The sequence below is a fragment of the Streptomyces sp. NPDC054842 genome, from assembly GCF_053611025.1.
This window is the reverse complement of the sequence record NZ_JBSGZN010000005.1, coordinates 72,657-97,375: the sequence shown is the minus strand read 5'-3', so window position 1 is coordinate 97,375 and position 24,719 is coordinate 72,657. Positions and strand designations below refer to the sequence as shown.

At 73.1% G+C, this 24,719-nt stretch carries 22 protein-coding genes; 8 read left to right on the top strand and 14 right to left on the bottom strand.

Translation table 11 applies throughout. The features are described from left to right. Nucleotides 1-187 precede the first annotated feature (187 nt). Nucleotides 188-724 (bottom strand): CGNR zinc finger domain-containing protein, encoded by a 537-nt coding sequence (locus ACWGIS_RS05890; RefSeq protein WP_453361267.1) that lies wholly within the window; start codon nt 722-724, stop codon nt 188-190. Nucleotides 725-912: 188 nt separating this feature from the next. On the opposite strand from ACWGIS_RS05890, the gene ACWGIS_RS05885 reads away from it, so the two are divergent. The 5 genes from ACWGIS_RS05885 to ACWGIS_RS05865 all read left to right on the top strand — a co-directional run bounded on the left by ACWGIS_RS05885 (nt 913) and on the right by ACWGIS_RS05865 (nt 5,970). After that, a complete protein-coding gene (locus tag ACWGIS_RS05885; protein ID WP_453361164.1) occupies nt 913-1,356 on the top strand; it encodes a VOC family protein in 444 nt (147 codons plus the stop codon). Between the two features lie 15 nt (nt 1,357-1,371). Beyond that, nucleotides 1,372-2,250, top strand: a complete 879-nt coding sequence (locus tag ACWGIS_RS05880; protein ID WP_453361163.1) for a pyridoxamine 5'-phosphate oxidase family protein — start codon at nt 1,372-1,374, stop codon at nt 2,248-2,250. A 9-nt stretch (nt 2,251-2,259) separates the two neighbouring features. Then, nucleotides 2,260-2,718: an NUDIX hydrolase gene (locus tag ACWGIS_RS05875; RefSeq protein ID WP_453361162.1), complete on the top strand. Its 459-nt coding sequence runs from the start codon at nt 2,260-2,262 to the stop codon at nt 2,716-2,718. Nucleotides 2,719-2,949: 231 nt separating this feature from the next. Further along, entirely contained in the window at nt 2,950-4,731 is a 1,782-nt protein-coding gene (locus ACWGIS_RS05870) for a TIGR03767 family metallophosphoesterase (protein WP_453361161.1), read from the top strand. Nucleotides 4,732-4,833: 102 nt separating this feature from the next. Continuing rightward, nucleotides 4,834-5,970, top strand: a complete 1,137-nt coding sequence (locus tag ACWGIS_RS05865; RefSeq protein WP_453361160.1) for a serine hydrolase domain-containing protein — start codon at nt 4,834-4,836, stop codon at nt 5,968-5,970. 101 nt (nt 5,971-6,071) lie between these two features. Here the strand turns inward: ACWGIS_RS05865 and ACWGIS_RS05860 are convergent, their stop codons facing one another. Both ACWGIS_RS05860 and pepN read right to left on the bottom strand, forming a co-directional pair. Continuing rightward, a complete protein-coding gene (locus ACWGIS_RS05860) occupies nt 6,072-7,121 on the bottom strand; it encodes a hypothetical protein (RefSeq protein WP_453361159.1) in 1,050 nt (349 codons plus the stop codon). A 225-nt stretch (nt 7,122-7,346) separates the two neighbouring features. After that, the gene (gene pepN / locus ACWGIS_RS05855; RefSeq protein ID WP_453361158.1) at nt 7,347-9,920 is read right to left on the bottom strand and encodes an aminopeptidase N; all 2,574 of its coding nucleotides are present in this window, start codon (nt 9,918-9,920) and stop codon (nt 7,347-7,349) included. Nucleotides 9,921-10,057: 137 nt separating this feature from the next. On the opposite strand from pepN, the gene ACWGIS_RS05850 reads away from it, so the two are divergent. After that, nucleotides 10,058-10,702, top strand: coding sequence for a mycothiol-dependent nitroreductase Rv2466c family protein (locus ACWGIS_RS05850; RefSeq protein WP_453361157.1), 645 nt, complete (start codon nt 10,058-10,060; stop codon nt 10,700-10,702). 16 nt (nt 10,703-10,718) lie between these two features. On the opposite strand, the gene ACWGIS_RS05845 is transcribed toward ACWGIS_RS05850, so the two are convergent. From ACWGIS_RS05845 to ACWGIS_RS05800, 10 genes are all read right to left on the bottom strand, one after another. Further along, entirely contained in the window at nt 10,719-10,952 is a 234-nt protein-coding gene (locus tag ACWGIS_RS05845; protein WP_453361156.1) for a hypothetical protein, read from the bottom strand. A 185-nt stretch (nt 10,953-11,137) separates the two neighbouring features. After that, nucleotides 11,138-11,779, bottom strand: a complete 642-nt coding sequence (locus ACWGIS_RS05840) for a superoxide dismutase (RefSeq protein WP_453361155.1) — start codon at nt 11,777-11,779, stop codon at nt 11,138-11,140. Between the two features lie 138 nt (nt 11,780-11,917). Further along, complete coding sequence (locus ACWGIS_RS05835; RefSeq protein WP_453361154.1) at nt 11,918-13,327, bottom strand: amino acid permease; 1,410 nt, start codon at nt 13,325-13,327, stop codon at nt 11,918-11,920. Nucleotides 13,328-13,504: 177 nt separating this feature from the next. Next, nucleotides 13,505-14,398: a TauD/TfdA dioxygenase family protein gene (locus ACWGIS_RS05830; protein WP_453361153.1), complete on the bottom strand. Its 894-nt coding sequence runs from the start codon at nt 14,396-14,398 to the stop codon at nt 13,505-13,507. 161 nt (nt 14,399-14,559) lie between these two features. Beyond that, nucleotides 14,560-15,906: an LLM class flavin-dependent oxidoreductase gene (locus ACWGIS_RS05825; RefSeq protein ID WP_453361152.1), complete on the bottom strand. Its 1,347-nt coding sequence runs from the start codon at nt 15,904-15,906 to the stop codon at nt 14,560-14,562. Continuing rightward, on the bottom strand, nt 15,903-16,715 hold the full coding sequence (locus ACWGIS_RS05820) for an ABC transporter ATP-binding protein (protein WP_453361151.1): 813 nt from the start codon (nt 16,713-16,715) through the stop codon (nt 15,903-15,905). The genes ACWGIS_RS05825 and ACWGIS_RS05820 overlap by 4 nt, the downstream gene beginning before the upstream one ends. Next, complete coding sequence (locus ACWGIS_RS05815) at nt 16,691-17,560, bottom strand: ABC transporter permease (protein WP_453361150.1); 870 nt, start codon at nt 17,558-17,560, stop codon at nt 16,691-16,693. The genes ACWGIS_RS05820 and ACWGIS_RS05815 overlap by 25 nt, the downstream gene beginning before the upstream one ends. Then, a complete protein-coding gene (locus ACWGIS_RS05810; RefSeq protein ID WP_453361149.1) occupies nt 17,557-18,624 on the bottom strand; it encodes an ABC transporter substrate-binding protein in 1,068 nt (355 codons plus the stop codon). Before ACWGIS_RS05810 ends, ACWGIS_RS05815 begins: the two co-directional genes overlap by 4 nt. Nucleotides 18,625-18,848: 224 nt before the next feature. Next, the gene (locus tag ACWGIS_RS05805; RefSeq protein WP_453361148.1) at nt 18,849-19,001 is read right to left on the bottom strand and encodes a hypothetical protein; all 153 of its coding nucleotides are present in this window, start codon (nt 18,999-19,001) and stop codon (nt 18,849-18,851) included. Between the two features lie 54 nt (nt 19,002-19,055). Continuing rightward, nucleotides 19,056-20,270 (bottom strand): ROK family protein, encoded by a 1,215-nt coding sequence (locus ACWGIS_RS05800; RefSeq protein WP_453361147.1) that lies wholly within the window; start codon nt 20,268-20,270, stop codon nt 19,056-19,058. 452 nt (nt 20,271-20,722) lie between these two features. Between ACWGIS_RS05800 and ACWGIS_RS05795 the strand changes: the two genes are divergently transcribed. Continuing rightward, nucleotides 20,723-21,298 (top strand): biotin transporter BioY, encoded by a 576-nt coding sequence (locus ACWGIS_RS05795; RefSeq protein WP_453361146.1) that lies wholly within the window; start codon nt 20,723-20,725, stop codon nt 21,296-21,298. Between the two features lie 226 nt (nt 21,299-21,524). On the opposite strand, the gene ACWGIS_RS05790 is transcribed toward ACWGIS_RS05795, so the two are convergent. Beyond that, nucleotides 21,525-22,244, bottom strand: a complete 720-nt coding sequence (locus ACWGIS_RS05790) for an LPXTG cell wall anchor domain-containing protein (RefSeq protein WP_453361266.1) — start codon at nt 22,242-22,244, stop codon at nt 21,525-21,527. Between the two features lie 232 nt (nt 22,245-22,476). On the opposite strand from ACWGIS_RS05790, the gene ACWGIS_RS05785 reads away from it, so the two are divergent. After that, the gene (locus ACWGIS_RS05785; protein WP_453361145.1) at nt 22,477-24,513 is read left to right on the top strand and encodes a protein kinase domain-containing protein; all 2,037 of its coding nucleotides are present in this window, start codon (nt 22,477-22,479) and stop codon (nt 24,511-24,513) included. Nucleotides 24,514-24,719 lie beyond the last annotated feature (206 nt).

Below are 24,719 nucleotides of genomic sequence, written 5' to 3'. Positions count from 1 at the left end.
GTCGGGCCGGTCGCGTCAGTCCGGTATGTGAACCCGGAAGACCGCTCAGCTTTACCCAGGGGACAGTTGTTTGGGGAGAGTTGGCCGGGGCGGGTTGGAGGCATGGCGTACTTCCGCCATACGTCACGGCGGCCAAAGTGCTCCAGGAGGGGGCATTCCCGACGCCGTGCGCCGCGTCGGCGGTGTTTCAGCTCTCCTTGGTGCGCGCGTAGTGGCGGGACGCCTTCGCGCGGTTACCGCACGCCGCCATCGAGCACCAGCGCCGGGTGCCGTTCCGCGAGGTGTCGAAGAAGTGCAGGATGCACGCCGCGTGGGCGCAGCGGCGGATGCGGTCGGGAGCGGTGGCGAGCAGGTCCAGGTAGTCGCGGGCGGCGAGCCAGGCGGGCCCCCACGCCGGGTCCTCGAACTCGAAGCTCTCACCGGGCCCTTGGGGCGTCAGGGTCACCCTGACCCGCCCGTGCGCGAGGACGGCGTCGACGCGCTCCGCCCCGTCCTCCAGGGAGCCGTCGACGACGGCGCGCAGGGCGTCGCGGGCGTCCAGGAGGTGCCGAAGGACGGCGTCCCCGGCGGGGAAGTCCAGGCCGTTGGCCCGCAGCCACACCGCCAGGCCGGCGGTGTCCGTCAGCAGGTCCTGCACGGCCCCCTCCCGCATCCAACGGGTGTTGAGCAGGTCGAGAGAGACGGGCTCGCCGGTGAGCGGACGCGGATCGGGCGCGGCCGACACGGAGGGCGCGTCGGGCGTGGAGGGCGAGGAGTGCGCGTCGGAGGCGTGGGGCGCGGGGGACATGGGGGCTCCTTCACTGCTAACCGGTCAAGAGTACGTGACCGGTTGCACCCGCCGAAACTAACCACTAACCTCATGTACAAGGGTTAGCCCCCGCATCGGGGGCCCCATCGACAGAGGGGACTGTCATGACACCGCGCACCGGGCACATCGGCCTCAGCGTCACGGACCTCGACCGCTCGCTCGGCTTCTACCGGGACGTCCTCGGCTTCGGCCTGATCGGCGAGGGCAAGGAGGAGGGCCGCAGGTACGCGTTCCTCGGGGAGGGCGGCAGCCCCGTGCTGACGCTGTGGCAGCAGGCCGAGGGCTCCTACGACGGCGGCCGTGCCGGACTGCACCACCTGGCGTTCGAGGCGGACTCGGTCGAGCGGGTCGGGGAGTACGAGGCGGCGCTGCGCGCCTACGGGGTGGAGTTCGCGTACGAGGGCCTGGTCGCCCACGGCGAGGGAGCGGCCTCCGGCGGCATCTTCTTCCACGACCCCGACGGCATCCGCCTGGAGATCTGTGCGCCGCACGGGGCCGAGGACGCCCCCGTACCCTCGTCCTCCGCTCCGACCTGCGGTTTCTTCTAGGCGAAGGGGCACCTCGTGACGTATCACGCCGGCTCGCGCGCCGTGCAGGAGCGGGTCGGCGTCCGCGACCTCGCCGACCACGTGGGTCAGTCCATCGGCCAGGGCATCAGGCCCGTCGCCGCGGCCTTCCTGGAACAGCAGCCGATGCTCGTGCTCGGCGCCGCCGACCCGGCGGACGGCGCGGTGTGGGCGTCACCGGTCACCGGACGGCCGGGCTTCGTGCGCGCCACCGGGCCGCGCGGGATCTCCGTCGCCGGCCGGGTCCGCGCGGGCGACGCGCTCGCGGCCGCGCTCTCCGCGGAGGGCACGGCCGTGGGCACCCTGGCCCTCGACCCGCGCACCCGCCGCCGCATGCGGCTCAACGGCCGGGCGCGGCCCACGCCCCGCGGCCTCGCGGTCGAGGCCGACCAGGTCTTCGCCAACTGCCCCAAGTACCTCCAGCGCAGGGAGACCTACGAGACGCTCGCCCGTACCCCCCACGAGACCGGACGGGGCACTGAACTCACGCCGGGACAGCGGGAGTTCGTCACCGCCGCCGACACCTTCTTCCTGGCCAGCGTGCACGCGCACGGTGCCGACGTCAGCCACCGGGGCGGCAACCCCGGCTTCGTGCGCGCCGATTCACCCCGCGAGCTGAGCTGGCGCGACTATCCGGGCAACTCCATGTTCCTCTCCCTGGGCAACCTGGAGGCGGACCCGCGGGCCGGGCTGCTCTTCCTGGACTGGTCGTCGGGGACGCTGCTCCAGCTCACGGGCACCGCCCGCACCCGCTACGGCCCCGACGGGGAGCGGCGCGTCCACTTCACCCTCGCCGAGGCCGTCGAGACCGCCGGGGGCAGTCCGCTGCGCTGGTCGCCGCCCGACTACTCACCCGCCAACCCCTCCCTGCCGTAACGTCTGTGCATGCATGAGGAGTTGCGGGTGGCGGCCTACGCCGTGTGTGTACGGGACGGGATGATGCTGCTGGCCCGGTGGGTCGCGGGGGACGGCAGCAGGCGGTGGACGCTGCCCGGCGGCGGAATGGACCACGGCGAGGACCCCTACGACACCGTCGTCCGCGAGGCCGAGGAGGAGACCGGCTACGCCGTGCGCCCGGTCACCCTCCTCGGCGTGGACTCCATCCGCCGCACCTACCCGCGCCGGCTGGGCAAGACCGCCGACTTCCACGGGCTGCGCATCGTCTACGAGGCCGAGGTCACCGGCGGCGAACTCCGCCACGAGACGAACGGCTCGACGGACATGGCCGCCTGGCACCCCCTGGAGTCGGTGACCGGCCTCGACCGGGTCGGACTCGTCGACGTCGGCCTCACCCTGTGGCGTCGGCGCCCGGCCGACGGACGGGCCGCCGACGCCGGATCCTAGGCCGTGTACCCCGCAAGATGAACACGGAGTGACCGCCTCCCGGCCGTCGGGGAAGGGGTCCGTGGCCACGCAGGGCAGGCGGAGATCCACGTACGGTGATCGGCGCTGCCCGTTGCCGTCCAGTTAACGCGCAGGTCATTCCCGGTGCCAACGATCCAGTGTGGGCGGGGATTCCAGCAGAGGAGTCCCCGCGAACACCGCCGACGCGTTCGTACTCGGGGAGATCGCGCCATGTCGCGCATACGCTCTGTCGCCACAGCCGCCGCCAGCTCCGCCACCGCCTCCCTCGACCGCCGTGCCCTGCTCGCCGCCGCCGGGGCGGTGTCGCTCTCCGCGGGCGTCGGCTACGCGCTGCGTCCCGGCGCCGAGGCGCACGCCGCCGCCGGGGAGGCACCGGCCGCGGCGGCGCAGGCACCCGTCGCCATGTCCCGCCGGGCGCCCGCCGCGCCCCTGGCCCCCTACACCCGCGGCACCACACTCGGCTCGGTGGCCGCGCCCCGCGGCGGCACCGGCTACCGGCGCCTCGGCGACGGCCCCGCCTGGCAGCGGGTGGTGCGCGGCGACCTGGCCGCGCCGAGAGCGGGCCGGGCCGGCCGGCGCACCGCGCTCGCCTCCTTCGTGCAGTTCACCGACCTGCACCTGGTCGACGTCCAGCACCCGCTGCGCTACGAGTACCTGCGTTCCCAGACCGCCAGCGCCTGGCGCCCCCAGGAGGCGCTGTCCGTGGCCGGCGCCGTCTCGCTCGTCGAGCGCGTCAACAGCCTGCGGGGAGCCCCCGTCACCGGCTCCCCGCTGCACTTCGTGATGACCACCGGCGACAACACCGACAACAACTCCAGGACCGAACTGGACTGGTTCCTGAAGGTGATGAGCGGCGGGCGCGTCACCCCCAACTCCGGCGACCCCCGCCACTACGAGGGCGTCCAGAACAGCGACCTCAAGCTGTACTGGCAGCCCGACACCGCCCTGCGCGACGCCGACAAGCAGCGCGGCTTCCCGCGCATCCAGGGCTTCCTCGACGCGGCCGTCCGCGAGCTGCGCAGCCCCGGCCTCGGCCTGCCCTGGTACTCCACGGTCGGCAACCACGACGCCCTGCCCGGCGGCTGCTACGCGCCCGGCGACTCCTTCTTCGCGGAGTTCGCCGTCGGCGGCAAGAAGCTGATGACGCTCGACGAGGCGGTGGGCGCCGCTCTCTGGAAGAACGTGAAGAAGGGCGGCGACCCCAAGGGCACCGACTTCCGCGCGATGCTCAAGTCCCAGGCGCGCCACATGCGTTCGGTGACCCCCGACGAGGCCCGCGCGCCCTTCACCCCGGCCGAGTACGTGCGGGCGCACCTGGACCCCGCCCACACCGGCCCCGGCCCGGTCGGCCACGGCTACTCGCAGGCCAACCTCGCCGCGGGCACCCAGTACTACGCCTTCCGCATCGCCGACGACGTCCTCGGCGTCAGCCTCGACTCGACCGACCCCGGCGGCCACTACGAGGGCTCGATCGGCACCGCCCAGCTCCGCTGGCTGGAGCGGACCCTGCGCGACAACAAGGACGCGCACGTCATCGTCTTCAGCCATCACACCAGCAGGACCATGCGCAACCTGCGCGCCGACCCCGCGCACCCCGGCGAGAGGCGTCACGGCGGCGACGAGCTGCTCGCCGTGCTCGCCGGCCACCGCAACGTGCTGGCCTGGGTCAACGGCCACAGCCACAAGAACGACATCACCCCGCACCGGGCGTCCGGTGGCGGCTCCTTCTGGGAGATCTCCACCGCCTCGCACGTCGACTTCCCCCAACTCGCCCGTGTGATCGAGGTGGTGGACAACCAGGACGGCACGCTCTCCCTCTTCACCACACTCATCGAGTCCGCCGCCCCGCACCGCACGGACTACGCCGACCTGTCGCAGACGGGCCTCGCCGCCCTCTACCGCGAGCTGTCCTTCAACGCGCCCGGCGCCCGCAGCGAGCTGACGGGCGCACCGGGCGACCGCAACACCGAACTGGTGCTGAAGAAGGGCTGAAACCGGCTCAACCGGACCGGCGGCGGTCAACCGTCCCGGTGCCCGCCGGGTCCCTCCCCCCGGCACGGACGGTGCACGCGTTCCAGACGATGGGGGAAACACATGTCAGTACGTACGGGACTGGTGGCGGCGACCGCGGTGGCGGCGGCGGTCGCACTGGCGGCACCCGCGGCGGCGGCGCCCGGCGGGCGGGACCACGCCCCGACCCGGCGGGCCATGGACGCCGCCGTGCGGGACGGCGTCCCGGGGGTCACCGCCCGGGCCGAGGACAGGCACGGCACCTGGAAGGCGGCGTCCGGGACCGGCGACCTCAGGACGGGCAAAGCCCGCGGCACCGAGGACCGCTACCGCGTCGGCAGCATCACCAAGACCTTCGTCGCGACGGTCCTGCTCCAGCTGGAGGCGGAGGGCCGGCTCTCGCTGGACGACACCGTCGAGACATGGCTCCCCGGCGTGGTGCGCGGCCACGGCCACGACGGCCGCCGGATCACGCTGCGCCAGCTCCTCAACCACACCAGCGGCGTCTACAACGTCACGGAGGACGAGAACTTCGTCCGCACGTACTTCGGCAAGGAGGGCTTCCTCCAGCACCGCTACGACACGAAGACCCCCGGACAGCTCGTCGCGATCGCCATGGCCCACGAACCGGACTTCGCCCCCGGCGCCTCCTGGCACTACTCCAACACCAACTACGTGCTCGCCGGCATGGTGATCGAGAAGGCCACCGGGCACCCGTACGCGGCCGAGATCCGCCGCCGCGTCGTCGAACCCCTCGGCCTGCGCGCCACCCTCGTGCCCGGCACCCGCTCGACGATGCCGAAGCCGAGCAGCCGCGCCTACGGCAAGCTCGCGCGGACGACGACGGGACCGACGTACGACGTCACGGAGCTCAACCCCTCCCTCGCCTCCTCGGCGGGCGAGATGATCGCCGACTCCCGTGACCTGAACCGCTTCTACTCGGCGCTGCTGCGCGGCCGGCTGCTGCCGGAGAAGCAGCTCGCGGAGATGAAGACCACCGTGCGGGTCGACGACATCCCGGGCGCCGGTTACGGCCTGGGCCTGATCGACCGTGAACTGAGCTGCGGCGTCCACGTCTGGGGCCACGGCGGCGGCATCCACGGCTCGAACTCGGAGGCCGTCACCACCGCCGACGGCCGCCACTCCCTCGCCTTCAACTTCAACGGCGACTGGTCGGGGGACAGCGACGCCGTGATCGAGGCGGAGTACTGCGGCGAGTAGCCCCGCGCGGGCCCCGCGCAAGGCCCGCGCACGGCACGCACGAGGAGGGGCCGCCGGTGCGGCGGCCCCTCCTCTCCCCTCCTGGTGTCCCCGGTCCGTCACTACCGAGGGAGCACCACGACGTACGCCGCCGGATCGCGGTCGCTCGCCGCCATCAGGGCGGTGCGCACGACCGCCGCCTGCTGCTCCATCGCGTCCCGCAGCTTGCGCGGCGTGACGTGGACGACCGTGATGCCGAGCCGCTCCAGGTGCTCGCGCTTACGGGCGTACTCGGACCACAGGGCGTCGTCGTCCTGCCGGGGCGCCCGGGTGTCCAGCTCCAGCGCCACCGCCTGCTCCGGCCAGTACGCGTCGAGCCCGCCGAGGTGGGGGCCGCCCGGCAGCCGCAGGTCCACGTTCCACACCGGGTCGGGCAGGCCGTGCTCGCGGACCATGCGGTAGAGGCGCTCCTCGGCGATCGCCCGGCCCTCCGCCAGCAGCGAGTCCACGGCGTCCACCACGTGCGGGCGGCTCAGCAGCCGCGCCTGCGTCAGTTCCCGTACCACCGTGGCCGGTTCGCAGTGGCCGCCGCGCACCGCCTCCGTCAACAGCCGGCGCACCACGCCCGCGTCCACCAGGTCCGCCACGGCGTCGGCCACGGCACGCGCCACCGGGGCCACCGGGACGCCCGCGACCTGCTCCGGGACCGGCAGCGCGGCGGTGCGCACGATCCGCGCGCAGCCGGTCGAGCGCAGCCTGCGCAACCGGGGCACCAGGACGTCGATCCGGTCCAGGGAGAGCAGCGGGGGCGCGGAGGAGAAGCCGTGCAGCGTGAGGGCGGCCAGGCCGGTGATCATCGCGTCCTGGTACGCCGGGCGGTGCGGCTGCTCCGCGCTCGGCTGGGCCGGGACGGCGGACGCCCGCTCGCCGAGCGGGGTCCGGGCCGCGTACAGCAGGATCGCGTGCAGCCGCTCCTCGCCGGTCGGCGGGCCGGGGTGCAGCAGGTGGACCCCGGGGAGGATCTGCTGCCACGGGCCGCCCGGACGGCACTGCTCGTTCACCTCGGCGGCGCCGACGCCGTGGGCCCGCAGCTGCGCGGTGGTCAGCACGCGCCGCTGGACCTCGGACAGGTGGCGGAGGGGGCGGGGGGAGAGCGGGGTGTCGTGGGTCATGACCCGGAGCTTCCCGCCTGTGATCCGTTCCCTAACCGCTGTTACACGCCCGTCGACAAATCCGCACAAGCCCGCCCTAAAGTACGGGCGTTCGACTGCCGAAAGCGGCAGGTCCGCGCAGGGGGCCATCGGAGTCACGGCCGGGCATACCTGAATTTAGTAACCACTCTTCACGGTGACGGGGCACCGGCGTCCGCCGGTGCCCCGTCACCGGGCCGGGCGCGGTCAGCCGGCCGCCGCGTCGCACGCCTGGGCGCGCAGGGAGCGCGCCAGGTCGTCCCGTGCCTCCAGCACCAGACGGCGCAGCGCGGGCGGGGCCCCCTCGTGCGCGGACAGCCACGCGTCCGTCGCGTCCAGCGTCCGGGGCGAGTCCTGGAGCGCCGGGTACAGGCCCCGCACCACGTCCATGCCGATCTGGATGGACCGCTCCGCCCAGACGCGCTCGATCGCCTCGAAGTACTTCGCGGTGTACGGCGCGGTCAGTTCCCGCTGGGAGGCCCTGCCGAAGCCCGCGATGGTCGCCTCGACCAGCGCGTTGGACAGCGCGTCGGACTCCACGACGGACGCCCACGCCTGCGCCTTGACGGCCGCCGACGGGCGGGCGGCCAGGCAGCGGACCTGGTGCCGCTTGCCGGACGCGGTGTCGTCCCGGGCCAGTTCGGCGGCCAGCGCCTGCTCGTCGGCCTCCCCGGCCGCGGCGAGCGGTTCCAGGAACGCCCAGCGCAGCTCCTGGTCGACGTCCAGGCCGTCGATCCTGGCCGTGCCCTCCAGCAGCCCCTTGAGCAGTTGCAGGTCGGACGCGCCGGACGCGACCCGGGCGAAGAACCGGGCCCAGGTGAGCTGCTCCTGGCTGCCGGGCGCGGAGACGCGCAGCTCCTTGAGGGCGCCGTCCGCGAGCAGCCGCCCGCCCTCCTCGCGCCAGACCGGCGCCGCGTAGTGGGTGAGCGCCGAGTTGGCCCAGGCGTGCAGCATCTGCAGGACGCCGATGTCGGACTCGCGGCCCGCGAACCGCAGCACCAGGCCGATGAAGTCCCGGGCCGGCATGAGCCCGTCGCGGGTGAGGTTCCACAGCGCCGACCAGCACAGGGCGCGGGCCAGCGGGTCGGCGATGTCGCCCAGCCGCTCGCGCAGCGTCACCAGCGAGTTCTCGTCGAAGCGGATCTTGCAATAGGTCAGGTCGTCGTCGTTGACCAGGACCAGGTCGGGCGCCTCGGCGCCGGCCAGCTCGCCGACGACCGTGCGCGGGCCCTCGACGTCCACCTCGGCGCGCGCGTACCGCTCCAGGGCGCCCCCGGGCGAGCGCCGGTACAGGCCGACGGCCACCCGGTGCGGCCGGACCTCGGGGTGCGACTCCGGCGCCTCCTGCACGATCGCCAGCTCCGTGACGCGGCCCTCGGCGCTCAGGATCACCTGCGGGGTGAGGGCGTTGACGCCGGCGGTCTGCAGCCAGGCCCGCGACCAGGCGGTCAGGTCGCGCCCGCTGGTCTCCTCCAGCGCCGACAGCAGGTCGCTCAGGCGCGTGTTGCCGTACGCGTGGCGCTTGAAGTACCGGCGGGCCCCTTCGAGGAAGGCGTCCCGGCCGACGTAGGCCACGAGCTGCTTGAGGACGGACGCGCCCTTGGCGTACGTGATCCCGTCGAAGTTGAGCTTCGCGTCCTCCAGGTCACGGATGTCGGCCGTGATCGGGTGCGTGGACGGCAGCTGGTCGGCGCGGTAGGCCCACGCCTTGCGGTTGTTGGCGAAGGTGATCCAGCCGTCGGTGAAGCGGGTCGCCTCCACCATCGAGAAGGTGCCCATGAAGTCGGCGAAGGACTCCTTGAGCCACAGGTCGTCCCACCACTGCATGGTGACCAGGTCGCCGAACCACATGTGCGCCATCTCGTGCAGGACGACGTTGGCCCGCCGCTCGTACGACGCCTGCGTCACCTTGCCGCGGAAGATGAACTCCTCCCGGAACGTGACCAGTCCGGGATTCTCCATCGCGCCGAGGTTGTACTCGGGCACGAACGCCTGGTCGTACTTCCCGAAGGGGTACGGGTAGTCGAAGTGGTCGTGGAAGAAGTCCAGGCCCTGCTTGGTGACGAGGAAGACGTCGTCCGCGTCGAAGTGCGGCGCGAGGCCCTTGCGGCACATCGCGCCGAGCGGGATCTCCAGCGTCGTGCCGTCGGGCAGGGTGCGCGAGTAGCGGTCGCTCACGTAGTGGTACGGGCCGACGACGAACGCGGTGATGTACGTGGAGATCGGCTCGGTCTCGGCGAACCTCCACACCCCGTCGGTCAGTTCGCCGACGCCGTTGCTCCACGCCGTCCAGCCCTCGGGGGCCCGCACCTCGGCACGGAAGGGCGCCTTGAGGTCCGGCTGCTCGAAGTTGGCGAAGACGCGGCGGGAGTCGGCGGGCTCGTACTGGGTGTACAGGTAGACCTCGCCGTCCTCCGGGTCGACGAAGCGGTGCATGCCCTCGCCGGTGCGGGAGTAGGCGCACTGCGCGTCGACCACCAGCTCGTTCTCGGCGGCGAGGCCGTCCAGCCGGATCCGCGCGCCGTCGAAGACGGCGGCCGGGTCGAGGTCCTTGCCGTTGAGCGAGACGGCGGTCACGCTCGGGGCGATCAGGTCGGCGAAGGTGCCGGCACCCGGCTCGGCGCAGCGGAACCGGACGGTGGTCACCGACCGGAAGGTGCGCGGCTCGCTCCCGGCGTCCCCCACGGCGGACCGCAGGTCGAGGGACACCTCGTACCCGTCGACGGACAGCAGCGCGGCCCGCTCCCGGGCCTCGTCGCGGGACAGATTCTCACCGGGCACGGGCGGCACTCCTTCGTGGCGTGATCGGTACGTGTGAACAGGACCGATCCTGCCATGTGCTCCTGACGGCGGACACCCGGGAATGGGCGGGGCGCGCGGCGGTGTTGCCCACGGAAACAGACCTCACGAGGAGAGCCATGTCCGAGAAGACCCCTGTCGACTTCTGGTTCGACCCGCTGTGCCCCTGGGCCTGGATGACCTCGCGCTGGGTGCTGGAGGTGGAGAAGATCCGCGACATCGAGGTCCGCTGGCACGTGATGAGCCTCGCCGTCCTCAACGAGCCGAAGCTGGACGAGCTCCCCGAGCAGTACCGCGAGCTGCTCACGACCAAGGCGTGGGCCCCGGTCCGCGTGGTCACCGCGGCCTGGCAGAAGCACGGTGACGACGTCCTGGGCCCGCTCTACACCGCGCTCGGCACCCGCTTCCACAACAAGGGCGAGGACGCGACCCGCGACGCGATCGCGGCGGCGCTCGCCGACGTGGGCCTGCCGGCGGACCTGATCGACTACGCCGACCAGGAGGACTTCGAGTTCGACGCGGAGCTGCGCGCCTCCCACAAGGAGGGCATCGACAAGGTCGGCCAGGACGTCGGCACGCCGGTGATCGCGGTACCGGGCGCGGACGGCGAGCAGATCGCCTTCTTCGGCCCGGTGGTCACCCCGGCGCCCAAGGGCGAGGACGCGGGCAAGCTGTGGGACGGCACGCTGCTGGTCGCCTCGATCCCGGGCTTCTACGAGATCAAGCGCACGCGTACGGCGGGTCCCGACTTCAGCAACCTGTAGGACTCCGGCGGGGGGTTCAGAAGCCCTCGGGGAGGTTGCCGCCCACCCGCCAGTTGTCCTTGCGCTGGACTCGGCGGCAGCCCTCCGTGGTGCACCGGTGGTACGCCTGCGGGCGGAACCTCTCGTCCCGCTCGCCCGGGTACGTGCTCACCACGGCCCTGGTGGCCGCCGCCTCCGCGCCGTTCAGGTCCTTGAAGAGGCGCAGGGGGCCCCGGCAGGTCGGGTTGGGACATCGGGTCTCGGACAACACGGCTGCCTCCTCGGGCCGGGACCGATGACCCTAGGCCGCCCGGTGCCTTGGCGGTGAGACCCGAACCGGCCGCGCCGGGAGCCGGAAGGGAGAGGCCCCCGTGAGTCACGTCCTCACGGGGGCCTTCCTGTGCGCCTGCCGCGTGCCGGGTGAGAAGACGATCACGTGGCAGGGGTCATGGGGAGTCAGGGCGCGAGCAGCAGCACGTCGGTGCGCGCCCGCGCGGCCGCGAGACGCCGGGCCACGTCCTGCCAGTTCACCACCTGCCACATGGCCTCGACGAAGTCGGCCTTCTGGTTCCGGTACTGGAGGTAGAAGGCGTGCTCCCAGGCGTCGAAGACCAGGATCGGCGTGGAGCCCTGGCCGACGTTGCCCTGGTGGTCGTAGACCTGTTCGACGATCAGCCGGCCGCTGAGCGGCTCGTACGCGAGGACTCCCCAGCCCGATCCCTGCGTCGTCGCCGCGGCCTTCGACAGCTGGGCCTTGAAGGCGCGGAACGAGCCGAAGGACTCGGCGATCGCGTCGGCGAGCTCGCCCACGCCGTCCGCGGCCAGCGGCTCGCCGCCGCCGTCACCGGTCATGTTGTGCCAGTAGACCGAGTGCAGGATGTGCCCGGACAGGTGGAAGGCCAGGTTCTTCTCCAGGCCGTTCAGCGCCGCCCACTGCTCCTTGTCGCGCGCCTCGGCGAGCTGCTCCAGCGTGTCGTTGGCCCCCTTCACGTACGCCGCGTGGTGCTTGTCGTGGTGCAGCTCGACGATCTCCGGGCTGATCACGGGAGCGAGCGCGGCGTAGTCGTACGGCAGCTCGGGAAGTGTGTAGGCGGCCATGCCGGGGTCCCCTCCGGTTTCGTTATTGCAACTTACTTGCAACTGCACGCTAGCAGCAAGAGGAGTCGGAGGCGGTGCCGGGACACGCGAAGGGCCCCCGCACCGAACGTCCGTGCGGGGGCCCTGTGGAACGAGGGGTCAGGCGCGGGCGCGCGCCCGCTGCCAGAGGTAGCCGACGGCCGCCAGGAACACCGTCATCCCGCCCGTCGAGTACAGCTGCACCCGGGTGGCCGGCTGCCGGGCCATCAGCACGAAGATCGCCGCCATCCCCGCCAGCGCCAGCCACGTCAGGTACGGGAACGCCCACATCCGCACCGTCAGCCGCTCCGGCGCCTCCCGCTCCAGGGTGCGCCGCAGCCGCAGCTGCGACACCGCGATGAAGATCCAGACGACCAGGATCACCGCGCCGATCACGTTCAGCAGCCAGGGGAAGACGTCGTCGGGCCGCCAGCGGCTGAGCAGCACGCAGCCGAAGCCGAACACGCAGGAGGCGAGGACCGCGACCCGCGGCACCCCGCCGGAGACCCGGCCGAGCACCTTCGGCCCCTGCCCCCGCTCGACCAGCGAGTACGCGATGCGCGAGGCGCCGTAGACGTTGGCGTTCATCGCCGAGAGCAGGGCCACCAGGACCACCACGTCCATCAGCGGCGCGGCGCCCGGAATCCCGAGCCGGTCGAGGGCGGCGACGTACGGGCCCCGCTCGACGACCTCCTCGGAGTCCCAGGGCACGAGCGTCACGACGACCGCCATCGAGCCGACGTAGAAGAGCGCGATCCGCCACATCGCGGTGCGCACGGCCCGCGCGACTCCCTGGACCGGGTTCTCGGACTCGGCGGCGGCGATGGTCACCGTCTCCAGGCCGCCGTACGCGAAGACGGACGCGAGCAGGCCGACGACCAGCCCCTCGCCGCCCTTGGGCAGGAGGCCGCCCTCGCCGGTGAGGTTCGCGGTGCCGGGGGAGTCGGTGCCCGGCAGCAGTCCGGCGATCGCCAGGACGCCCAGCACCAGGAACAGGGTGATCGCGCCCACCTTCAGCGCGGCGAACCAGAACTCGAACTCGCCGAAGTTCTTCACGGCGGCCAGGTTGGCCGCGCAGAAGACCGCCACGAACAGCGCCACCCAGGCCCATTCGGGCGTGCCGGGCAGCCAGCCGGCGACGATCCCGGCGGCGCCGATGCCCTCCAGCCCGACGGCCGTGCACAGCAGCACCCAGAACGACCAGCCGGAGGCGAAACCCGCCCAGGGGCCGATCGCGCGTTCGGCGTGCGCGGAGAAGGAGCCGGACGAGGGGTGGGCGGCCGACATCTCGCCCAGCATGCGCATCACCAGCATGACGAGCAGTCCGGAGAGGGCGTACGCGGCGACGATCGACGGGCCGGCGGCGGCGATGCCCGCACCGGACCCGACGAACAGGCCCGCGCCGATCACCCCGCCGAGGGCGATCATCGACAGATGGCGCTGCTTGAGTCCGTGCGTGAGCGGCGGGGCCGGGTCGGCGGTGGCGTCGTCCGGTCGGTCGACGCCGGTGTCGGAAGCGGTCCGAGACATGCGCGTGGGGGGTCCGTTACGTGAGGCGGGCAAAAACGCCCACATTCTGGGCGGCCACCCCGCCGGTCCGGGGAGGCTGCCCACGATGCGGACGCCCGCACTACGGAACGTGCGGCTCCGGTCACCGGCGGCTGACCCGGCGGTGACCGGAGCCCCGGGCGTCCCGGGCGGCGGGGCTCAGGCCGCGAGCGGCGTGTAGTGCGAGGCGTCGCCCGTGATCGCGTAGCTCTCCTTGCCCTCGACGCCGACCGGCACGTCACCCGCGACGGTCACCCGGTGCAGCCGGCGCGGCAGACCGTCGTAGTTGTCGACGGCGTAGTGCTGGGTGATCCGGTTGTCGAACAGCACGAGCTGGTCCGGCGACCAGCGCCACCGCAGGATGTTCTCCGGCCGGATCACGTACGACTGGAGCAGCTCCAGCAGCTTGCGGGACTCCGCCACCGAGAGCCCGACGATCCGCTGCGCGAAACCGCCGATGAACAGGCCGCGTTCACCGGTCAGCGGGTGCACGCGGACCACCGGGTGGGCGGTGCGGTACTGGATCGACGTGAACTGGGCGCGCTGCGCCGCCTGTTGCTCGTCGATGTCCTCCGCGGGCACGGCGTAGTCGTAGTCGTTGGTGTGCTCCGCCCACAGGGTGTCGGCGAGCCGGCGCAGCGGCTCGGGCAGGTCGCGGTAGGCGGCGGCCGAGTCCGCGATCAGCGTCTCCCCGCCGTACGGCGGCACGGTGATGCTGCGCAGGGTGCTGGCCTGCGGGGGGTTGAGCACGAAGGTGACGTCGGTGTGCCAGTGGTTGGCGCGGCCGTTCTCGCTGTCGACGGGGAGCACGTTCGGGGCGCCGTCGACGGCGGGCACCGTGGGGTGCGCGGTGGTGAGGTCGCCGAAGTGGCGGGCGAAGTCCTGCTGGCCGGCGTCGTCCAGGTCGACGCCGTCGAACACCAGCGCCTTGTGGCGGTTGAGGGCCTCGCGCAGGGTCGCGACGGTCTCCTCGTCGAGGGGCTTGGCGATGTCGACGCCGGACACCTGGGCGCCGATGCGGGCGGTGACCTTGCGGATCTCGATCTCGGGCATGTGCGGCGGTCCTTTCGGCGGATGACTCAGGGGGACAGGCTTCGGGCGGGGGCTCCCGGCGGGAGCACGCGGCGGTGGCGTGAGGGCGCGCGGTCCGGACCGGGCCGGGTGCGACGGACGGGTGGTCCGGCGCGACGCCTGCTCGATCCGGGCTACGGGCCCTAGTGGGCGGCGAGGACCGGGGCGGGGGCGTACTGGTTGGCGGGCCGCGGCAGCCCGTAGCGCTCGCGCAGGGTCTGCCGGGGGCCGTACTCGGTGCGGAGCAGGCCGCGGGCGCGCAGCAGCGGCACCACGTGGTCGACGAACAGTTCGAGGCCGGACGGCAGCACGGCGGGCATGATGTTGAAGCCGTCGGCGGCTCCCAGCCGGAACCAGTCCTCGATGGCGTCGGCCACCTGCTCGGGAGTGCCGGCGAACGTCAGGTGACCGCGCCCGCCGCCGAGCCGGCCGATCAGCTCGCGGACGGTGAGCCGCTCGCGCCGGGCGAGTTCCACCACCAGGGTGTAGCGGCTCTTGGCGCCCTCGATGGCGCTCTCCGGGGGGAGGTCGGCGGGCAGGAGCGCGTCGAGTTCGAGCGTGCCCGGCTCCACGCGCAGCAGGTGCGCGAGCCGGTCCAGGCCGTGCTCGTACACGATGTGGTCCTCCAGGACGGCCTCGTGCCGGCGGGCCTCGGCCTCGGTGGACCCGATGACCGGGACGATCCCGGGCAGGATCTTGACGTGGTCGCGGTCCCGTCCGGCCCGCTCGGTACGGGACTTGAGGTCGGCGTAGAACGCCTGCGCGTCGCCCAGGGTCTGCTGGGCGGTGAAGACCGCCTCCGCGTACCGTGCGGCGAAGCGCCTGCCGTTCTCCGAGGAGCCCGCTTGGACGAGCAGCGGGTAACCCTGCGGTGAGCGGGGCACGTTGAGCGCGCCCTCCACACTGAAGTACGTCCCCTGGTGCCGCGGCGGGTGGATCTTGCGCGCGTCGCCCCAGACCCCCGCCGCCTTGTCCGCGACGACCAGGTCGTCCTCCCAGCTGTCCCAGAGCTTGAGCGCCACGTCCAGGAACTCGGCGGCGCGCTCGTAGCGGGTGGCGTGGGCCGGCTGGTCGTCGAGACCGAAGTTGCGCGCGGCCTCGGCGCCGGCGGTGGTCACGATGTTCCAGCCCGCGCGCCCACCGCTGAGATGGTCCAGGGAGGCGAGTCTGCGGGCCAGGTTGTAGGGCGAGTTGTACGAGGTCGACGCGGTGGCGATCAGACCGATGTGCTCGGTGGCGGTGGCCAGCGCGGTGAGCAGCGTGATCGGTTCCAGGGCGCCGGAGGGGCGCTGGCCGACGCTGTTGAACAGCACCGGGCCGTCGGCGAGGAAGAGGGAGTCGAAGGTGCCGCGCTCCGCGATCCGGGCGAGTCCGCGGTAGTGCGCGAGGTCGACGCTGGCGTGCGGATCGCTCTCGGGCAGCCGCCAGGACGCCTCGTGGTGCCCGGTGTTCATCAGGAACGCGTTCAGGTGCAGTCTGCGCCGGGTCACGGGGTGGTCTCCTGCTCTCGTACGGGGTCCGCGTGGACCTCTTGCCGCCGGTCGTGCCGCTCGGGGGGTTCCGTCTCCGCGTGGTGCCCGGTCACGCCGAGCGCCTCCAGGAGCCGCTCGCGGTACTCGCCGAGCAGCGGATCGCGGTACGAGCGCGGATGCGGGCGCTCGATGGCCAGGTCGACGCCGATGCGGCCCCGGTCCAGGACGAGGACCCGGTCGGCGAGCACGATCGCCTCGTCCACGTCGTGGGTGACGAGCAGGACGGAGGGCCGGTGCCGTTCCCACAGCTCCCGCAGCAGGGTGTGCATGCGGATCCGGGTGAGCGCGTCCAGGGCGCCGAACGGCTCGTCGGCTAGTAGGAGTTCGGGCTCCCTGACGAGGGAGCGGGCCAGGGCGGCGCGCTGGGCCTCGCCGCCGGACAGCTCGTTCGGCCAGGCCCGCTCGCGCCCGGCGAGTCCCACCTCGGCGAGGGCGGCGCGTCCGCGCTCGGCGGCCTCCCTGCCGTCCGTGCCGAGCAGCACGTTGTCCAGCACCCGCCGCCAGGGCAGCAGCCGGGAGTCCTGGAAGACCACCGACACCCGCTCGGGCGCGGTCAGTTCACCGCTTCCGCTGACGTCGTGGTCGAGTCCGGCGATGGCGCGCAGCAGGGTGCTCTTGCCGGAGCCGCTGTGCCCGAGCAGCGCCGTGAACTGGCCCTGCGGCAGGTCGAGATCGATGCCGTCGAGGACCGTGCGCTCCTCGAAGGAGCGGGTCAGGCCCCGCAGCCGGACGGCCGGCCGGGTCAGTTGCTCAGTGTGCGTCGCCATGACAGCACCCTCCGTTCGACGAGGCGGACCGCGGTGTCGGAGACGAGACCGAAGACTCCGTAGATGAGCAGGCCGACGAGGATCACGTCCGTCTGGCCGTAGTTCTGGGCCTGGAACATCAGATAGCCGAGGCCGCTGGTGGCGTTGATCTGCTCCAGCACCACCAGCGACAGCCAGGAGCCGGTCACCCCGAGCCGCAGCCCGACGAAGAACCCGGGCAGTGCGCCGGGGACGACGATCTGCCGGATGAACCGGACCCTCGACAGGCCCTGCACCTCGGCCAGTTCGACGAAGCGGTGGTCGATGCCGGAGAGCGCGGCGTGCAGGTTCAGGTAGATCGGGATGTAGACGACGATGGCGATGATCGCGATCTTGAAGGTCTCGCCGATGCCGAGCCACAGGATGAACAGCGGGATCAGGCCGAGCGTCGGGATCGCCCGGTTGAGCTGCACGGTCCCGTCGATCAGCGCCTCTCCGACCCGGCTCAGCCCGGCCGCCAGGGCCAGCGCCACCCCGGCGGTCAGCCCGAGGGCGAACCCGTAGGCGGCACGGCGCAGCGAGGTCAGGACGTCGGTCGGGAGCGTGCCGTCGGTCCACAGGTGACCGGCGGTGCGCAGCACCGTCCAGGGGGCCGGGATCGCGCCGGGGTCCAGCTGTCCCGCGGCCGAGGCGAGGGCCCACAGGGCGGCGAACAGCGCGGGGCCGATGATCCGGGAGGCGGGCAGCCGTCTGCCGGGAGCCAGCCCGCGGCGCCGGGTACGGCGCTTGCGGCCGGGGGCCTCGGCGGGTGCCGGGGCGGGGGAGACGGCGGCGGGCGCCGGTGCGGTGGTGGTCACGGCGGTCACCTCCGGTACTCGGCCGGTACGGCCTTGGCGGCGATGCCCTCGAACCGGCGGTCGAAGAGGGACCCGACCTCGAACGCCTTCACGAAACCGCCCTCGGCCAGCAGGTCCGCCGTCTCCTGCTCCCACGCCACCGCGTCGTCCCAGCTCGGCGGGAAGTACGGCTTGTTGGCCAGCTCGGTGATCGACCGCGCCTGGGCGAGGCTCAGGTTCTGCGTCCTGACGTAGAACTCCTCGTTCCACCGGTCGGGGTGCTCGTACGCCCACACCTGGCCCTTCGCCCAGCGCGGGATGTACGCGGCCACGGCGGCGGCCTTCGCGGGGTCGGCCAGCACCGAGGTGGGCGCCCACAGCAGGTTGAGCAGGTCGACGACGTCGGTGGTGATGGTGTGCGCGCCCTTGGCCCGGTACTGCTTGAGGTAGGCCGGCGCCTGGCTGTTGGCGAGCGGGGCGATGTCGACCTGGCCGGCCTGCAGCGCGGTGAGGAACTGGTTGCTGGTCAGCGGCACCAGCTCCACCTCGTCGTACTTCAGCCCGGCCTCCTTCAGGGCGCGCAGCAGGACGACGCCCTGCGCCTGCCCCTGCGAGAACGCGAGCCGCTTGCCCTTGAAGTCCCGCACCTCGCGGATGTCGCTGCCGGGCTTGGTGGCGAACAGGTAGTTGGGCTTGCGGGTGACGTTGATCGCGACGATCTTCGCGTCGTAGCCCTGGTAGTGCGCCTGGATGGGCGGGATGCCCGCGTTGTTGGCGAGGTCGAGGGACTTGGCGCGGAAGGCGTTGATGACGTCGGGGCCGGCGCCGATGTTGGGCCAGTCGGTGACCTCGAACGGCAGGTCGGACAGGCCCGCCAGCTTGAACTGGAGCTGCTGGACGCCCTGGTAGGAGGCGATCTTCAGGCGGGTGCCGGCCGGCACCTCGGTCTTCAGCGGGGCGGACGTGGACCCCTTGGTGCCCGTGTCGGCGGCGCTGCTCCCGGCGCAGCCGCTGAGCCCGGCAGCGGCGGCTGCGCCGAGCAGTGAGGACAGGAACCGCCGTCGGTCTGCACCGGACGCGGACAGTGGTGGCATGGCAGGACTCCATGAGTTCAAGGGGCGGAGAGCGAGCGGAGACGCCGGGCAGGGCGAAGCCCGGGGCGGAGGTCACGCACGGGAAGAGGGCACACGCCCGCGGCGCGGCGGAAGAGGGCCGCGCGACGTGCGGAGCGGAAGGGGACGGGCCGCGGGGACGCCGGAGCGCAGCACAAGGACCGCCGGACGACGTGAGGCTGACGGAACGTCAGAGAGTCAACGCGTCAGCAACAAAGCGTGCGGCCGACCCGCATCAGGTCGATGACCCGGCACCTGGTGAGCGGGACCCGCCGCACCGGTGACAGCGCGCCGCCGACGCCCCGGTCGCGGCCCTGCCGCAACCGGAACACCGGGGAGAAGTCCTGCGCGCTGCTCATGAGAAGGATGGTCCTGGCCGCGCCCGACGCCTGTCAACATTCCGAGTTTCTGAATTAAGTCCCCCCGGGTGAGGCGCCCAACGGGTCCCGGTACAGCACGTCGAGGGCCACCGATCCGCCCGCCACGGCCAGCACCGAGTCCGGGAAGCCCGTCGGCACGACCGCCGCCGCCCGCTCCGCGCCCACCTCCTCGCGCAGCGCCGCCAGGCAGTCCTCCCGGTGGATGGCGCCGATCTCCGTGACCACGACGAGGTCCGGGTTGAGCACGTCGAGCAGCAGCGCCGCCGCCCGGCCGACCAGCCGGGCCCGCTCCACCAGCAGCCGCGCGGCGACCGGGTCGCCGGCGGCCGCGGCGGCGACCACGTGCATCGGGTTGTCCGTGTCGGCGACGCCCTCGGCGCGGGCCCGCGCGCACAGCGTCCGCTCGCTCAACTCGGCCTGGAGGCACCCGTTCCGCCCGCACACGCACCGCTCGGTACCGCCCGCCAGCGGCAGATGCGCGATCGCCCCGGCCTGCGAACGGGGGCCGTGGTGCACCTCGTCGTGGGTGGCGAAGGCGGCGTCCACCACGTTGCCGACGAACAGGTGCAGCACGCTCCGGCTCCCCCGCGCCCGCCCGAACAGCCGCTCCGCGTTGACCAGCGCCCGCGCGTGCCCGTCCACGTGGACCGGCAGCCCGGTGCGCGCCCCGACCGCCTCGCGCACGGCGATGTCGCGCCAGCCGAGGAGCGGATGCTCCACGATGGTCCCCGAGTCCCGGTCCACCCAGCCCCCGGCCGCCACACCCACCCCGAGCGCCGTCCTTCCGGGGGCGGCGGCCAGCAGCGCGTCCAGGCCGTCGGCGGCGTCCGCCAGCACCCGGTCCGGTGCGGTGCCCCGGTGGCGCAGCCGGCGCTCCGCGACCACCCGGCCGCGCAGGTCGAGCAGCGCGACCGTGGTGTACGGCACCGCCACGTGCACCCCGCCCACCACGAACCGGGAGTCGTCCAGGTCGACGGGCACGTGCGGGCGCCCGACGCCGTTCGAGCGCCGGGGCTCGGACGCCTCCCGGATCAGGCCGAGCGCGGTGAACCGGGCGCAGTAGTCGGTCACCGACGCCGGGGAGAGCCCGGTCAGCCGGGCGATGGTGCTGCGGGCGACGGGTCCGTGCTCCAGCACGGACCGCAGGATCGCGCTGGCGCTGGTCCTGCGCCGGTCGCTGTCGACGGCGCGGCGGACGGCCGCGGGCGCCGTCTGGCGGGGAGGGGGGAGCGTGAGGGAACGGGGCATGGCAAAACGTCCTCGGGGGTCGGTCCGGCACTGCGCTCGACGTGTCGGCGAGCCGGATCCGCTCCGCCCGCCTCAGTCCGGACGACAAGTGGCCGTGCCCTGGCGCCGCAGGTCGACATAGCGACGCGACGCGAAGTTCTCGGACTGGGCGACCATGCCCGGAGCGTAGAGCCTGCCCACCCCTTCCGGCCAGGCCCCCGCACCGGGCACGGACGGGCCTCGGCGCGGACGCGTTTGGCGGGACCCTACAGTCCCCGGCGCACCCCTGGCCGTGGCCGAACCGACGTCACCGCAGTGACCAGCATCACGCCGCGGCAGGTGTACACGGCACCGTTTGTCGGAAGGGCACCAAGCGCGCGTTCCCCCCTTTGTCGAGCGCTGACGGTGATCGGCCCGACGGCGCTGGGATAGCGTCACCGTGTCCCGAATCGTGAGAAGCCGCCGGAGTCCCCATGAGTACCGCTGCCGTGACCGCCCGCCCCCGCCAGGTCCTCGCCGACCTGCTGCCCGCCTCCCGCGTCCGGGACGTGGCGCTCGTGGCCGGCGGTGCCGCGCTCACCGGGCTCGCCGCCCAGATCGCCCTGCCCGTGCCGGGCTCCCCGGTGCCGGTGACCGGCCAGACCTTCGCGGCGCTCCTCGTGGGCACCGCGCTCGGCGCCGGCCGCGGCCTGTTCTCCCTCGCCCTGTACGCGCTGCTGGGCCTGGCCGGGGTCCCGTGGTTCGCCGGCGGTGCCTCGGGCGTCACCGTGTCGTTCGGCTACATCCTCGGCATGCTCCTCGCCGCCACCGTCGTGGGTGCCCTCGCCCGCCGCGGCGCCGACCGCTCGGTCCTGCGCATGGCGGGCGCGATGCTCCTCGGCGAGGCGATCATCTACGCGATCGGCGTCCCGTACCTCGCCTTCGCGGCCGACATGTCGCTCACCGCGGCGATCGCGGCGGGCCTCACCCCGTTCCTGATCGGCGACGCCCTGAAGGCGGCCCTGGCGATGGGCGTCCTGCCCACCGCCTGGAAGTTCCTCGACCGCTGATCCCTCACACCCCGCCGAAGAGGCTCGCCGGGTCGCAGCGCGACGTCACCCCGGCGAGCCTCTCGCGCGTTCCGGGGACCTGACGCTTCGAAGCCGCACCGTGACCCGGCATGCACCCGGACCCGGCTTCCCGTGAACGCCGGGCGGGCCGCGCACGCCACCCGGCCCGCCCCGCGCGCGGGGACGGTCCCCGCCGGGTCCCTCACCAGCTCAGTCGCTCACCCGCTCAGCACGGCCGCGGGCGCCGTCGGCCGGTCCACCACAGGCCCGCCGCACCCGCCGCGAGGAGCGCCGCGCCGGCCGCGCCCAGCGGCAGGACGTCGTCCCCGGCACCGGTCCTCGGCAGCTCGTCGCCGCCGGGTGCCGCCGGCTGGTTGTCGGTGCCGAGCAGCAGCGGAGTGGCGGGAGCGTCGGGTGACGGGTTGGTCGTGCCGAACGGCACCGGCCCTTGCTGCCAGAACGTCTTCTTTCCCGCGGCGTCCTGGACCGGAAGGCAGATTTTCCCGGTCTTTCCCAGATCGAACGTCGCGTCGACGTCGTACGACTTCGACGCGTCGGCCGCGAGCTTTCCCACGGCACAACTGAAACCGCTGTTCGACCCCTCGGGAAGGTCCCCGGCGGCAATGGCGGTGCAGCCTTCGACGTTCTTGACACGCAGGCCGTCGAAACCGACCACCAAAAGGCGGATGCTGTCGCTTTCCTTGCTTCCCCCGTTCTTCACCGTGGCGGTGATGGACGCTTTCTTCGAACTGTTGTCGACCGAAATCCTCTCCGGCAGCTCCGTGGTCAGTCGTACACCCGCCGGTGCCTTGTCGACCGCCTTTCCCCCCTTGCCGCTCTCCGGTCCCGTGTCGTCAGCGACGGCGGTGAAGGAAAGGATCATCACGGCCGAGAAAGATGCCGTGAGCAGCGATCCCGCGATGGTCGTCGTATGACGAGAACTCATGTTCGTCCCCCTTGGCTGCGCCTGAATTCGCAGTACTTGAAGAGGTACCACAAGATTTCTCCGCACTATGCTTGTACGGCCTGAAGTGTGACCATTGTGTTTCTGCTGTTGCGGACGTTCGCGGCGGGTGCGGAGGGGGTGCAGGGGATTGCCGGGAAATGCGTACGGCGGTGTTCCGGGATTATGGGTGACGGGCCGATATCGGCTGGTCGAAAGTATTGGCCAGGGGGGAATGGGGCGGGTGTGGCGGGCCTCCGACGACATGCTCGACCGGCCGGTGGCCGTCAAGGAGATGCGCATCGACGGACTCGACCAGGAGGACACCCGCACCCGTCGTGAACGCACGCTGCGCGAGGCGCGGGCCACGGCCCGGATCGACCATCCCAATGTCGTGCGCATCTACGACGTCGTGGACGAGGGCGAGCGGCTCTGGATCGTCATGGAGCTGGTCGACGGCCGCTCCCTGGAACAGATCGTGGCCACCGACGGGCCGCTCACCGTGCGGGAGGCGGCGCGGCTCGGGCTGGGCCTGGTCGCGGCGCTGCGCCAGGTGCACGCCGGGGGAGTGCTGCACCGGGACATCAAGCCGGGCAACGTCCTGGTCGAACGGCGCGGACACCGGATCGTCCTCACCGACTTCGGCATCGCCGCGATGCAGGACGCCAAGGCGCTGACCATGGTCGGGATGCTCGTCGGTTCCCCCGACTACATGGCGCCGGAGCGGGTGTCCGGGCAGCCGCAGGGCCCGCCGTCCGACGTGTGGTCCCTGGGCGCGACGCTGTGCGCGGCCCTCGGCGGACGGTCCCCGTTCTCCCGCTCGACGACGCTGGCGACGCTGCACGCGGTGCTGTACGAGGAGCCCGAACTGCCCGCAGCCGCGGGGGAACTGCGGGACATTCTGGCGGTCCTCCTGGAGAAGGAGCCGTCCGTCCGCCCCGGCCTGGCGGAACTGGAGGAGGCCCTGGCACCGCTCGCGTTCCCGGTGCGGACGCCGGCGCCCCTGCCCGCGCCGGGGCCGACCCCGGCACGTGGACCCGGAACGCCGGCCGAACCCGCGACGGCGCCGGGGCCCGCGACGGCGCCGGGGCCCGGGACGACGCCCGCACCGGGGAGCGGCCCCGGCACCGGGCCCGGCGGCGAACCCGCCCCCGCCCCCGCGCCCGGGAGCGGCAGCGGAGCCGGACCGGGACCAGGCACGAGGGTCAGGAGCGAACGCGACCCCAGACTCGGCACCGGCACCGGCACCGGCACCGGCACCGGCACCGAGCGGGGACCCGCGCCCGCGACGGCCCCCGTGCGGGACGCCGTACCGGCGGCACCCACCCCGACCGTCGTCCCCGTACCGGTACCCGACCGGTCGGCGCACGCCGGGACCACCGCTCCGTCCACCGAACCGGCGCGCACCCCCGCGCAAGCCCCACCGGAGGAAGCGACCGCCTCCGCGCCCGCCCCGCCGGAAGGGCCGGACGCCCCGGCGCACTCCTCCGCGGAAACCTCTCCTCAGGCCGCGCGCGCCTCCGACGGAGGGCTCTCCGAGGCGCCGACGGAGGTCCGTCCGACGCCGGGGACGGACGAACCCCGCCCGGGGCCGCCGGGCGAACTCCCGGGTCCCGCCGTGCCGTCCGGCTCCCGGACGGGCCGTCGCCGTACGGTGCTCGCCGGTGCCGCCGCGGTCCTCGCGGGCGCCGCCACCGCCCTCGTCCTGACGGCCGTGAACGGCCCGTTCGGCGGCCACGGCGACGGCGCGCTCCCCCCGTCGTCGGTGCCGTCCGTCACCGCCGGCACCGGCACCGGGGGGCACGCGTCCCCCACGCCGACCGTCGAGGGCACCTCGCGCCCGCCCAGCCTGCCGCCGGGAGCGCACCGGGAGGCCGGCGGGTTCGCGTGGGTGACGCCCGAGGGCTGGCGCCGGGACCTGAAGACGGGCGCGGAGGTGCACTACACCTCGCCGGACGGCACCCAGGAACTCGTCGCCAAGTCGGCCCTCGCCCGGGGCGACCTGATGAGCACGTGGCGAACCTCGGAGCAGAACGCCCGGCAGGGGCGGGACTACCGGAAGGTGCGCCTGGAGAGGACGACGTTCCGCGGCCGGCCCGCGGTGGTCTGGGAGTACACGTTCACGATGAAGGGCGTGCACTGGCACGCGCGCCTGCTGGGCTTCGACGCCGACGGGAAGTCGTACCAGATCAACACCTGGTACCAGCCCGCCGCCGAGAGCCGGGCACTGCGGACCTACGAGAAGGTCAAGGACAGTTTCACCGTGCTGTGACGGATCCCGCCCAGGGCACCGCAGCCGGCACCACGGCCCGGCGCGGCCCGGTACCCGCACGGGGGCACCGCCGCCGTCACCACGGCCCCGCACCCGCGAAAGCACTTGCCCCGCACGGCACTTCACCCACAAAGCACGGCACGCACACGGCACCGCACCCACGAAGGCCCCGCACCCGCGAAGGCCCCGCACGACAGACGGGGCCC